At 70.9% G+C, this 12,520-nt stretch carries 13 protein-coding genes; all 13 read left to right on the forward strand.

The window, feature by feature from the left end; genetic code table 11:
* The first annotated feature begins 6 nt into the window (after positions 1-6).
* The 13 genes from ACF08M_RS07525 (at position 7) to hypE (ending at position 12,224) form a co-directional block, all read left to right on the forward strand.
* Entirely contained in the window at positions 7-1,791 is a 1,785-nt protein-coding gene (locus ACF08M_RS07525) for a nickel-dependent hydrogenase large subunit (protein WP_392184296.1), read from the forward strand.
* Positions 1,788-2,363, forward strand: coding sequence for a hypothetical protein (locus tag ACF08M_RS07530; RefSeq protein WP_392184297.1), 576 nt, complete (start codon positions 1,788-1,790; stop codon positions 2,361-2,363). The genes ACF08M_RS07525 and ACF08M_RS07530 overlap by 4 nt, the downstream gene beginning before the upstream one ends.
* The gene (locus ACF08M_RS07535; protein WP_392184298.1) at positions 2,360-3,028 is read left to right on the forward strand and encodes a DUF5947 family protein; all 669 of its coding nucleotides are present in this window, start codon (positions 2,360-2,362) and stop codon (positions 3,026-3,028) included. Before ACF08M_RS07530 ends, ACF08M_RS07535 begins: the two co-directional genes overlap by 4 nt.
* Positions 3,025-3,726, forward strand: coding sequence for a DUF6084 family protein (locus ACF08M_RS07540; protein WP_392184299.1), 702 nt, complete (start codon positions 3,025-3,027; stop codon positions 3,724-3,726). Before ACF08M_RS07535 ends, ACF08M_RS07540 begins: the two co-directional genes overlap by 4 nt.
* Positions 3,723-5,171, forward strand: a complete 1,449-nt coding sequence (locus ACF08M_RS07545; protein WP_392184300.1) for a hypothetical protein — start codon at positions 3,723-3,725, stop codon at positions 5,169-5,171. The genes ACF08M_RS07540 and ACF08M_RS07545 overlap by 4 nt, the downstream gene beginning before the upstream one ends.
* Positions 5,168-5,716: a hydrogenase maturation protease gene (locus ACF08M_RS07550; RefSeq protein WP_392184301.1), complete on the forward strand. Its 549-nt coding sequence runs from the start codon at positions 5,168-5,170 to the stop codon at positions 5,714-5,716. The genes ACF08M_RS07545 and ACF08M_RS07550 overlap by 4 nt, the downstream gene beginning before the upstream one ends.
* A gap of 16 nt (positions 5,717-5,732) precedes the next feature.
* Complete coding sequence (locus ACF08M_RS07555) at positions 5,733-5,837, forward strand: DUF6893 family small protein (protein WP_392184302.1); 105 nt, start codon at positions 5,733-5,735, stop codon at positions 5,835-5,837.
* Between the two features lie 123 nt (positions 5,838-5,960).
* Positions 5,961-6,353, forward strand: a complete 393-nt coding sequence (hypA, locus tag ACF08M_RS07560) for a hydrogenase maturation nickel metallochaperone HypA (protein WP_392184303.1) — start codon at positions 5,961-5,963, stop codon at positions 6,351-6,353.
* Between the two features lie 3 nt (positions 6,354-6,356).
* A complete protein-coding gene (hypB, locus tag ACF08M_RS07565; RefSeq protein ID WP_392184304.1) occupies positions 6,357-7,178 on the forward strand; it encodes a hydrogenase nickel incorporation protein HypB in 822 nt (273 codons plus the stop codon).
* Positions 7,175-9,598: a carbamoyltransferase HypF gene (gene hypF, locus ACF08M_RS07570; protein ID WP_392184305.1), complete on the forward strand. Its 2,424-nt coding sequence runs from the start codon at positions 7,175-7,177 to the stop codon at positions 9,596-9,598. The genes hypB and hypF overlap by 4 nt, the downstream gene beginning before the upstream one ends.
* A 52-nt stretch (positions 9,599-9,650) precedes the next feature.
* Positions 9,651-9,971: a HypC/HybG/HupF family hydrogenase formation chaperone gene (locus ACF08M_RS07575; RefSeq protein WP_392184306.1), complete on the forward strand. Its 321-nt coding sequence runs from the start codon at positions 9,651-9,653 to the stop codon at positions 9,969-9,971.
* The gene (gene hypD, locus ACF08M_RS07580; protein ID WP_392184307.1) at positions 9,968-11,095 is read left to right on the forward strand and encodes a hydrogenase formation protein HypD; all 1,128 of its coding nucleotides are present in this window, start codon (positions 9,968-9,970) and stop codon (positions 11,093-11,095) included. The genes ACF08M_RS07575 and hypD overlap by 4 nt, the downstream gene beginning before the upstream one ends.
* Before the next feature lie 73 nt (positions 11,096-11,168).
* Positions 11,169-12,224, forward strand: a complete 1,056-nt coding sequence (gene hypE, locus ACF08M_RS07585) for a hydrogenase expression/formation protein HypE (RefSeq protein WP_392184481.1) — start codon at positions 11,169-11,171, stop codon at positions 12,222-12,224.
* Positions 12,225-12,520: the final 296 nt, after the last annotated feature.

Below are 12,520 nucleotides of genomic sequence, written 5' to 3' on the forward strand. Positions count from 1 at the left end.
GACACGATGGCACCGACGACGAAGGCTGCCGGCGACGGCAGCGGCCTGGTGGAGATGGCCTGGGATCCGATCACCCGGATCGTGGGCAGTCTCGGTATCCACACGAAGATCGATTTCAAGCAGAAGCGGGTCGCGGAGTGCTACAGCACCTCGTCGGTCTTCCGCGGCTACAGCGTCTTCATGCGGGGCAAGGACCCCCGGGACGCGCACTTCATCACCAGCCGCATTTGCGGGATCTGCGGTGACAACCACGCCACGTGCTCGGTGTACACGCAGAACATGGCGTATGGAGTGAAGCCTCCGAACCTCGGTGAGTGGATCATCAACCTCGGCGAGTCCGCGGAGTACATGTTCGACCACAACATCTTCCAGGAGAACCTGGTCGGGGTCGACTACTGCGAGAAGATGGTCCGCGAGACGAACCCCGGGGTCCTGGAACTCGCCGAGCGCACCGAAGCGCCGCACGCCGGGGAGCACGGATACCGCACGATCGCCGACATCATGCGGTCGCTCAATCCCATCGAGGGCGAGTTCTACCGCGAGGCCCTCCAGGTGAGCCGCTACACGCGGGAGATGTTCTGTCTGATGGAGGGGCGCCACGTGCACCCCTCCACGCTCTACCCGGGCGGTGTGGGCACCGTCGCCTCCGTCCAGCTCTTCACCGACTACCTCAGCCGGCTCACGCGCTACGTGGAGTTCATGAAGCGGGTCGTGCCTCTGCACGACGACCTGTTCGACTTCTTCTACGAGGCCCTGCCCGGGTACGAGGAGGTCGGCCGACGGCGCGTGCTGCTCGGCTGCTGGGGAGCGCTGAACGACCCCGAGCACTGCGATTTCACGTACGCCAACATGAGCAACTGGGGACGGAAGATGTTCGTCACCCCCGGTGTGATCGTGGACGGCAAGCTGGTCACCAACGATCTGACCGAGATCAACCTCGGCATCCGGATCCTGCTGGGCAGTTCGTACTACGACGACTGGCAGGGCAAGGAGCAGTTCGTCACCCATGACCCGCTCGGCAACCCGGTCGACCCCCGCCATCCGTGGAACCAGCACACGATCCCCGCGCCGCAGAAGCGGAACTTCGACGACAAGTACAGCTGGGTGATGTCGCCGCGCTGGTTCGACGGCAAGGACCATCTGGCCCTGGACACCGGCGGCGGCCCCCTTGCCCGGCTCTGGTCCACCGCGCTCTCCGGGCTCGTCGACGTCGGCTACGTCAAGGCCACCGGCCACAGCGTCGTCATCAACCTGCCGCGCACGATGACCAAGCCCGAGACCACCTTCGAGTGGAAGATCCCGAAGTGGAGCAACGCGCTGGAGCGCAACCGCGCCCGCACCTACTTCCAGGCGTACGCGGCCGCGATCGCACTGCACTGCGCCGAGCAGGGCCTGGCGGAGGTCCGCGCCGGACGTACACAGACCTGGGAGAAGTTCGACGTCCCCGAGGAGAGCATCGGTGTCGGATTCACCGAGGCCGTACGCGGCGTGCTCTCGCACCACATGGTGATCAGGGACGGCAAGATCGCCAACTACCACCCCTACCCTCCGACGCCATGGAATGCCAGTACCAGGGACACCTACGGGACTCCCGGGCCCTACGAGGACGCCGTGCAGAACACGCCGATCTTCGAGGAGAACCCGCCGGAGAACTTCAAGGGCATCGACATCATGCGCACCGTGCGCAGCTTCGATCCCTGTCTCCCGTGCGGCGTCCACATGTACGTCGGCGGGGGCAGGACCGTGCAGAAGATGCATGTGCCCACCGGGCTGAGCGGACTGGGCGGATGAGCGCGGCCACGGACGACTCCGGAGCGGAGCGGGCCGGCCGGCGCGTCGAAGAGGTGCTTGAGCAACTGACGGCAGCCGGTGACCGGAACACCTCCGCGGCGGCCGAGGAACTGGTGCGGGTCCTGATGGACTTCTACGGCGCCGGGCTGGCCCGTATCCTCGACCGGCTCCGGGCGGCACCGGGCCGCGAGACGGGCGACACCCTGGACGAACTCCTGGGCGACGACCTGGTGTCGAGCCTACTCGTCCTGCACGACCTGCACCCCGAGGACACCGGCACACGCATCGGCCGGGCCCTCGCGGCCGTCCGCGATCCCGTCGAGATGGTGACCTTCGACGAGAGCACGGGCACCCTGCGCCTGCGGGCCGCTGCTACGGGCGGCTGCGGCTGCGCCGGGGCGTCGGCGGTGCAGCAGTCCGTCGAGAACTCCCTGGCCTGCTTCGCACCGGAGGTGACCACGGTCGCGATGGAACCGGACGCCAACGCCCCGGAGCCGGCCCTCCTCCAGATCGGAACCCGTCCGCCGCAGGCCGTGGCAACCACCCGGCCGGCCCCGGCCAGGACATCATGAGCGCGCCCCGGACGTGGGCCGGACGGCCCGCCCCCGCCCCGGGTGTGCGCACGCTGCGGCGTTTCACGGCACCGCGCGGACCCCGCCAGGAGCGGTGCGAACTCTGCGGGATCCCGGTGGCCGAGGGAGACCACCGGCATGTGGTGGACACCGAGCAGCGTTCACTCGCGTGCGCCTGCACCGCTTGCGCCCTGTTGTTCGACCGGCCGGGCGCCGCCCACGGCAGGTTCCGGAACGTCCCGGACCGCTACCTGGCCGACCACGACCACCGTCTCGACGACAACGCGTGGGAGCTCCTCCAGATCCCGGTAGGCGTCGCCTTCTTCTTCCGCAACGCCGCACTGGACCGGCTCGTGGCGCTCTACCCGAGCCCCGCCGGAGCCACCGAGAGCGAACTCGATCCATCGACCTGGCAGACGGTCCTCGGCGGCAGCCGTCTCTCCCAGCTGCTCGAACCCGATGTGGAAGCACTGCTGTTGCGCCGTTCTCAGGGCCGGGCCGAGTGCTATCTGGTACCGATCGACATCTGCTACGAACTGGTGGGGCGTATGCGCCTGCTGTGGCAGGGCTTCGACGGCGGAGCCGAGGCCCGTGCCGATCTGCAGGCGTTCTTCGAACACATCGAACGCCGGGCCGAGGCGATCGTGGGGGAGCGACGGCCATGACGGACTTCACCTTCACCTGCACCGGCGTGCGCGCCGATCCGTACGCCGCCGGCCCCACCCTCGTCTTCCGGCTGCGCATCACCGCGTCCGAGGAAGCGCGGGTGCACGCGCTCGCGCTGCGCTGCCAGATCCGCATCGAGCCGGCCCGGCGCGGCTACGAAACGGCCGAGGCCGAGGGCCTGACGGATCTCTTCGGAGAGCGCTCACGCTGGGGCAGCACCCTTCAGCCCGTGCAGTTCACCCAGGTCCCGGTCATGGTTCCGGCGTTCACCGGGGAGACCGAGACGGACGTCGTCGTGCCCTGCACCTACGACCTGGAGATCGCTGCGACACGGTATGTGAACGCGCTGACGGACGGTGAGGTGCCGCTCCTCATGCTCTTCTCCGGCACCGCCTTCACCGGTTCCGGTGGCTTCCTGGTCGAGCCGGTGCCCTGGGACCGGGAGGCGCCCTTCCGGATGCCGGTGGCGGTGTGGAAGGAGATGGTCGACCAGCACTTCCCCGGATGCGGCTGGATCCGCCTTCCCCGCGACACCATGGACGCGCTGCTCGCCTTCCGCTCCCGGCACGCACTGCCTTCCTGGGAGGCGACCGTCCGGACACTTCTCGACGCGGCCGGAACCACGGCCCTTCGGCCGTCGGACCCCGCACGCGCCGACGCCGGGCTCGCCATGCTCGCCGAGAGGGCGGCGCAATGACCACGACCGCGTTCACCCCCGCGCTGGAAACCCGTTTCGCCGCCGCCCGTGGCGTGGCCGACGCCGTCCTCTTCGAGGGCTACGTCCTGTACCCGTACCGCGCGTCGGCGGCCAAGAACCGGCTCCGCTGGCAGTTCGGGGTGCTCGTGCCACCGGCCTGGACGGCAGCCGTCGAAGAGCACGAATTCCAGCGCACCGAGTGCCTGATGGAACCGAAGGCCGACGCGGTTCTGGCGGCCGAGGTGCGGTTTCTGCACGCCCAGCGGCGTACCGTACAGCGGCTCCGCGAGGACGGCAGCTTCGAGACCGTCCCCGAACTCCACCTCGCCGACCGGGTCCTGGTGCCCTGGGACGAAGGCGGGGAGGAACGCGTCGAAGTGCTCGCCACCCCGGCCGAGCTCACCGGCAACGGCCTCGTCGTCCCCTTCGCACGCCCGGCGCGCGAGGAGCACGAAACCGTCCGGGACGAGGAGGGCCGGACCGTGGGCCGTCTGGTGCGCCGCTGCGAGGAGATCAGCGGCGTGGTGCGGCTGTCCGCTGCCGAACTCGACGGCCCCTACCGGGCGATGCGGCTCACCGCCGTCGTGGAGAACACCAGCACCTGGACGCCGGATCCCGGCGCCGCCGACCGCGACGCCGCTCTGCCCCGGTCGCTGGTGGCCGCGCACCTGCTCCTGGGCCTCAGCGCAGGCTCGTTCCTCTCGATGACGGACCCTCCGCAATGGGCCAAGGGCGCGGTCGCGGGCTGCCGGAATCTGCACACCTGGCCCGTGCTGGCCGGGGAGCCCGGCCGCGCGGACCTGGTGCTCTCATCCCCGATCATCCTCGAGGACCACCCGGCCATCGCCCCGGAGAGCCCCGGAGCGCTCTACGACTCCACGGAGATCGACGAGATCCTCGCGCTGCGGACGGCCGCCCTCACGGACCAGGAGAAGCGCGAGGCCCGGGGGACGGACGACCGGGCGGCCGCGGTCATCGACCTGGCCGACTCGATGCCCCCCGAGGTCCTGGAACGGCTCCATGGCGCGGTGCGGGCGCTGCGGGAAGTCACAGCGCCGGGCGCGCCCGGCGCTGTTGCGCCGGACGGGCCTCGGCACATGCCGGAAGCAGCCGACGAGTACGACCTGATCCGGCCGGACCAGCCGTGGTGGGACCCGGGCTCCGACGCCGGAGCCGATCCGGCGCGCGACCGGATCCTGGTGGACGGCCGGCCGGTGGGCACGGGCGACCGCGTACTCCTGCGGCCCGGCCTGCGCCGCACCGACGCCCAGGACCTCTTTCTGCAGGGCCGCCGCGCACTGGTCGAAGCAGTGCTCCACGATGTGGACGGGGGAGTGCACCTCGCGGTCACCGTGGAGGGCGACCCGGGCGCCGACATCCGGCGCGAACAGGGCCGGTTCCTGTACTTCCAGCCCGATGAGGTCGCACCTCTGGAGGACGCATGACACAGTCCCCGGACCGGAGAGCGACCACCCTGGTCGCGGGCGTGGGGAACATCTTCCTCGGCGACGACGGCTTCGGTGTCGAGACCGTGCGGCGACTGGCGTCCGTCCCCCTGCCGGGACACGTCGAAGCGGTGGACATCGGGGTGCGCGGAGTCCATCTCGCGTATCAGCTCCTCGACGGATACGACACGCTGGTCCTGATCGACGCCACCGAACGCGGCGGCGATCCGGGAACGCTGTACCTGATCGAGGCCGACCGGCCCGGCCGTATCGAGCCGCAGGAAGCTCTGCTCGACGGCCACCGCATGTCCCCCGACACGGTACTGACCCTGCTGGAAACCCTGTGTGCCGGCACGGGCTGCGTACCCCCGGGACGCACGCTGGTCGTCGGATGTGAACCCGCCCGCGTGGAAGAGGGCATCGGCCTGAGTGATCCCGTGGCCGCTGCCGTCCCGGAGGCGGTGAACCTGGTCCTGCGCCTTGTGCGGGACCAGGAACGGACCGCCCCCACCGCACAGCCGACGGCCGGCCCGGCCATCAACTGAGGAGACGAACACCGTTATGAAGAAGATCATCATTGGTGGCGCGGTAGCCGCCGCCGTGGCCGTAATCGTGGCCCAGGTACTGCCCGACATCAAGCGCTACGTGCGGATGCGGTGCATGTGACGGCATCCGGATCCGCGGGCCCAGGGCTGCCCCCGAACGACGTACGTGCCGTGCGGCGTCGGCGAGCCGGACCGGCCGCGGCGGCGACACCCCGGTGTAATGACGCGGGCAGGACGGAGACCCATGCACGAGATGTCCATCGCCATGGCCGTCGTCGGCCAGGTGGAAGAAGCAGCCCGGGCAGGCGGCGCCGTTGCCGTCACATCCGTCCGGCTCCAGGTCGGCGAGCTGGCCGGAGTGGTCCCCGACGCACTGTCCTTCTGTTTCGAACTGGCCTGTGCCGGGACCGTGCTGGAAGGCGCGCAGCTCGTCATGGACTCCGTACGGGCGAGAGCACGCTGCGCACCCTGTGCGGACGAATGGGCGGTCGGGATGCCGCCGCAGCTGTGCTGCCCGAGGTGCGGCGAGGCCACCGCGGCGCTGCTCTCGGGCCGCGAACTGCACATCACCGACGTCCACTGGGACGAGGGACCCGCGCAGGGACATATCCATGAACCGATCTACGAGGAGCGCTGAACCATGTGCCGTGTAGTCGACCTGCAGCAGGCGGTACTCGCGAAGAACGACACGACAGCGCACCGCCTGCGCACCGAACTCGCCGCCCGCGGCACCGCGGTCGTCAATCTGCTTTCCAGCCCGGGCAGCGGGAAGACGGCACTGCTCGAACGCGAACTGGTCCTGGCCCGTGAGACGGGCGTCCCGGTCGCGGCGCTGACCGCCGACCTGGCCACCGAGAACGACGCCATGCGCCTGGCCCGCTCCGGCGCCCCGGTCAAGCAGGTGCTCACCGACGGACTCTGTCATCTGGAGGCCCGGATGCTGGGCGGGCATCTCGACGGGTGGCTGCCCGAGGATACGCGGCTCCTCTTCGTGGAGAACGTCGGCAACCTCGTCTGCCCGGCCTCGTACGACCTCGGCGAAACACTGAGGGTCGTACTCGCCTCGGTCACCGAGGGCGAGGACAAGCCTCTGAAGTACCCCACGGCCTTCGGTCTGGCCCATCTGGTGCTCGTCACCAAGACGGACATCGCCGAGGCCGTGCAGTTCGACGAGGGCGCCTTCCGCGCCCACGTCGAACAGGTCAATCCCGGTGTGGAGGTGGTCCTCACCTCGGCCCGGCGCGGCGACGGCATCGGGGCGCTCCTGGACCGGTCGCTGGAGGCCGCGAACGGGGCCCCCGTCCACCGGCCCGTCATGGCCCGGCAGCACCACTCCGCGCACGCCCATGCACACGCAGAGCATGGCGGGGCACCTCACGGCCGGCCCCACACGCATGCCGACAGCGACGGACCGGGCACCGTGCCGGACGGGTCCGGCACCATGGCACAGAACCGCGCGTGACGGCGCAACGGTCCGGCCCGGCCACGGGTGAGCCGACGCAGCGCCGCCGGGTCGTCGTCCGGGGCGTGGTCCAGGGCGTCGGGTTCCGGCCCTACTTGTACACGCGCGCCGTCGCGATGGGTCTGGCGGGGCACGTCACCAACACCCCCGAGGGGGTCGTCGCGGAAGTCGAGGGCCCACCGGCCGCCGTGGCCGTGTTCTGCGAAGGGATCGCCGCGGACGCACCGCCCCTGGCCGTTCTCGATTCCGTCGAGCACAGCGAGGTTCCCGCCGCGGGCGGTGCCGGGTTCACCATCGTCGCCTCCCCAAGCGGCGGCCCCTCACGCACCCTGGTCCCCCCGGACGCAGCCACCTGCGCCGACTGCCTGGCCGAGCTGGCCGACCCCGCGGACCGGCGCCACCGGCACCCGTTCATCACCTGCACCAACTGCGGGCCGCGCTTCACCATCGTCACGGATCTGCCGTACGACCGCGCGCACACCACCATGGCCCGCTTCCCCATGTGCCCCGACTGCGCCCGCGAATACGCGGATCCCGCGGACCGCCGCTTCCACGCCCAGCCCGTCGCCTGCCACCGGTGCGGCCCCCGCCTCGATCTGCTGGTGGCGCCTCCGGATCCGGACGGGGCCCCGCGACGGGTGACCGCGACGGACCCGGTCGCCGAGGCCCGCGGACTCCTGGCCGAGGGGGCGATCCTGGCCGTCAAGGGGCTCGGCGGGTACCACCTCGCGTGCGACGCGACCGACCCCCGGGCGGTGGCCGAACTCCGCCGCCGCAAGGCCCGTGGCGAGAAGCCGTTCGCCCTGATGGCCCGCGACATCGGCGCCATCGAGCACCTCGTCCACATCGGCGCCCAGGAGCGGGCCCTGCTCACCGACGCCGTCCGGCCGATCGTCCTGCTGCGGCGCCGCAGCCGCGCCGCCTGCGCGCCGGGTGCGCCGGAACCGTCGGACAACGTCGCCCCGGGCAGCCCCGACCTCGGCATCATGCTCGCCTACACCCCCCTGCACCACCTGCTCCTCGGCCTGCCCGGGGATCCCGCCGGGCCGGGCCTGCTCGTCATGACCAGTGGCAACGTGGCCGGGGAGCCCATCGTCACCGACGACGCCGAGGCGCTGGACCGGCTCGCCCGCCTGGCCGACGCCTGGCTCGTCCACGACCGCCCGATCCAGGTACCGTGCGACGACTCCGTGGTCCGCGTCTGCGACGGGGAGCGGCTCACCGTACGCCGCTCACGCGGATACGCCCCCCGGCCCGTCGAACTGCCCTTCCCGGTACCGGCGATCCTTGCCGCGGGGGGCGACCTGAAGAACGCCCTGTGCCTGGCGGAAGGGCGCCGGGCCTGGCTGTCCGGCCACATCGGCGACATGGACGACCTCGCCACACAACACGCCTTCGAGCACGCCGGACAGCAGCTGGCGGCCATCACCGGAGTGCGACCCGGGGTCCTGGCCGTCGACCGGCATCCCGGGTACCGATCGGGGCAGCTGACCCGGCGTCTGGCCGGCGCGCGGCACGTCGTACGCGTACAGCACCATCACGCGCATATCGCCTCGGCGATGGCCGAGCACGGCCTGGACGGCAGCCACCGGGTGATCGGCGTCGCGTTCGACGGCACCGGCTACGGCGACGACGGGGCCGTGTGGGGCGGAGAGTTCCTGCTGGCGGACTACGACGGGTACCACCGGTTCGGGCATCTCGCGTACGTTCCCCTGCCGGGCGGCGATGCCGCCGTACACCGCCCCTACCGTATGGCTCTGGCACATCTGCACGCGGCCGGAATCGGCTGGGCGCGGGACCTGCCGTGCACGGTCGCCTGTGAGCCCGGTGAACAAGCGGTACTGGCCCGGCAGTTGGAGCGCAATCTCAACTGTGTCCCCACCTCCAGCATGGGTCGGCTGTTCGACGCCGTCTCCTCCCTCACCGGCATCTGCCACCGGGCCGGCTACGAGGCCCAGGCCGCCGTCGAGCTGGAGAACGCCGCGCTGGGGACGGCCGAGGGCGACTGCGCCGGATACGGCTTCGCGCTGCGTGCTCCCGCGCCGGGCAGCGGGAGCGCGCTGATCGCCGACCCCGGGCCCGTGCTTTCGGCGGTGGTCGACGATGTGCGCGCCAAGACCGCGCCGGGGGTCGTCGCGGCACGCTTCCACGAGGCGGTCGCCGCTCTCGTCCGCCGGACCTGCGTGCTGGCGCGCGAGCAGTACGGCCTGAACACCGTGGCCCTGACCGGCGGAGTGTTCGCCAACACGCGGCTCTCCTCGGCCTGCGCCCGGACGCTCCACCGACGCGGATTCACCGTCCTGCGGCACCACCGGGTACCCCCGAACGACGGAGGGCTGGCCCTGGGGCAGGTGATGGTGGCCGCCCGGACATGCACGGGCGGCATCGGTGCGGCGCGGGGGAGCACGGCCACCCCCTGACGGCAGGTCCCGGCGGAGCCGGGCAGACGACCAACCACAGCAAGGAGAAGCCATGTGCCTGGCGGTGCCCGGCAGAGTACTGGAAATCGAGGAACGGGACGGCACCCGCATGGCCACCGTCGATTTCGGCGGAGTGGTCAAGGAAGCATGTCTGGAGTATCTGCCGGACCTCCGGGTCGGCGAGTACGCCATCGTCCACGTGGGGTTCGCCCTGCAGAAGCTGGACGAGGAGTCGGCCCGGCAGACGCTGGAGCTGTTCGCCCGGCTCGGCATGCTTCAGGAGGAGTTCGGCGACCCTTGGGAAATGGCGGCGGAGGCGGGCGGCCTGCCGCTGCCCGATGCCGGTGACGCATCGCGGGAGGCGCGGAAGTGAAGTACATCGACGAATTCCAGGACCCCGGACTGGCCCGGCGGCTGCTCGACGAGATCCACTCCACCGTGACCAGGCCGTGGGCGCTGATGGAGGTCTGCGGCGGGCAGACCCACAGCATCATCCGGCACGGCATCGATCAACTGCTGCCGGACCAGGTGGAACTGATCCACGGACCGGGCTGCCCGGTGTGCGTCACGCCCCTGGAAGTCATCGACAAGGCGCTCGCGATCGCCGCCCGCCCCGAGGTGATCTTCTGCTCCTTCGGCGACATGCTCCGTGTGCCCGGGACCGCCAAGGACCTCTTCCGGGTCCGCAGCGAGGGCGGCGACGTACGGGTCGTGTACTCCCCGCTCGACGCGCTGAAGATCGCCCAGCAGAACCCGGACCGGGAGGTCGTGTTCTTCGGAATCGGTTTCGAAACCACCGCGCCACCCAACGCGATGACGGTCTGTCAGGCACGGAGGCTCGGCATCCGCAACTTCAGTCTGCTGGTGTCCCACGTCCGGGTGCCACCGGCGATCGAAGCGATCATGCGGTCGCCCGGCTGCCGGGTGCAGGCGTTCCTCGCCGCGGGGCACGTGTGCAGCGTGATGGGGGTGGGCGAGTATCCCGGGCTGGCCGAACGGTTCGGTGTCCCGATCGTGGTGACCGGTTTCGAGCCGCTGGACATCCTGGAAGGCGTGCGCCGGACCGTTGCGCAACTGGAGCGCGGTGAACACACGGTGGACAACGCCTACCCGCGCGCGGTGCGCCCCGAGGGCAATCCTGCCGCCCTGGCCATGCTGGAGGACGTCTTCGAGGTGGCCGACCGGGCCTGGCGCGGCATCGGAGTCATTCCCGGCAGCGGCTGGCGGCTCTCCCTGCGCTATCGGGACTACGACGCGGAATACCGCTTCCCGGTGGCCGGTATCGATACCCGTGAACCCGCGCAGTGCCGCAGCGGGGAGGTGCTGCAGGGCATGCTCAAGCCTCACGAATGCGAGGCGTTCGGTACGACCTGCACCCCTCGCACCCCGCTCGGAGCGACCATGGTCTCCAGCGAGGGCGCCTGCGCCGCGTACTACCTCTACCGGCGGCTGGACATGAAGAACACCTCTTCTGTGGAGGCGAGCCCCGTTGGCTGAGACGGTCGAGACCCCCACGCGCGGCGACGGAACGACAAGCTCCCCAAACGCTTCGGCAGCGTCGCCCTCCGGTATTCCGCCGCTCGATCCCACGGCATGGACGTGCCCGGCCCCCCTGCGGGACCATCCGCGCGTCGTGATGGGCCACGGCGGTGGCGGCGCACTCTCCGCCGAACTGGTCGAGCATGTCTTCGCCCCCGCCTTCGGAGGCGAGACGCTCGCGCAGATGGGCGATTCGGCGTCCGTGTCGCTGGGCGGCGCCCGGCTGGCCTTCTCCACGGACTCCTTCGTGGTGCGGCCGCTGTTCTTCCCCGGCGGCAGCATCGGCGACCTCGCGGTGAACGGGACCGTCAACGACCTGGCGATGAGCGGAGCGCGTGCTGCCTACCTGTCCTGCGGGTTCATCCTTGAGGAGGGCGTCGAACTCTCCGTCCTCGCCCGAGTGGCCCAGGCATTCGGCGCCGCCGCGCGCCATGCGGGCGTGGAAGTGGCCACGGGGGACACCAAGGTGGTCGAGGCCGGTCACGGGGACGGCATCTTCATCAACACCGCCGGTATCGGCCTCATCCCGGCCGGCGTCGATCTGCGTCCGCAGCGCGTCGTGCCGGGCGACGTCGTGATCGTCAGCGGGGCGATCGGTGTCCACGGTGTTGCGATCATGAGCGTGCGCGAGGGCCTGGAGTTCGGAGTCGAGATCGAGAGCGACTGCGCGGCGCTGGGCGGACTCGTGGAGGCCGTGCTCGCGGTCACCCCGGATCTGCACGTACTGCGCGACCCCACTCGCGGAGGGCTCGCCGCATCCCTCAACGAGATCGCGGCGGCATCGGGCACCGGCGTCGTGATCCAGGAGCGAAACGTCCCCGTCCCTGCGCCGGTGGCCAATGCCTGCGCCATCCTGGGTATCGACCCGATGTACGTCGCCAACGAGGGGAAGCTGGTCGCGTTCGTGCCGCGCGCACACGGCGACGCGGTCCTGGACGCCATGCGCGCACACCCGCTGGGCCGGGACGCGGCCGTGATCGGTGAGGTGGTGGACGCGCACCCGGGCATGGTGGTGGCCCGCACCGGGCTCGGCGGTACACGGGTGGTGGACCTGCCGGTCGGGGAGCAACTGCCGCGGATCTGCTGACGGCTCGCCGCTCCGGGCCGGATCCCACAGCACGCCCGCCCTGCGGGCCTGCCGGATTCACCGGCGCGGTTCGTGATCCGGTCGGGGCGGAACGGTCCCCGGTCGTACGGCTCCCACTGCACCGAACCAGCCATTTCGTTTTGCCGGCCGCGCCCCGCGCCCGGCCGGCCACCGAGTCGTATGTGCGCCGGTGCTGGGACGGCCGGCAGGGCGCCGGACGCACCCGAGGAGCGTCAAGCGCCGTTCTGGCCAAGTGGTTGCAGATGCGCGGAGCAAGGGCGTGGTGCGCCGGGGGG

Source organism: Streptomyces sp. NPDC015032 (assembly GCF_043080425.1).
Classification (GTDB): domain Bacteria; phylum Actinomycetota; class Actinomycetes; order Streptomycetales; family Streptomycetaceae; genus Streptomyces.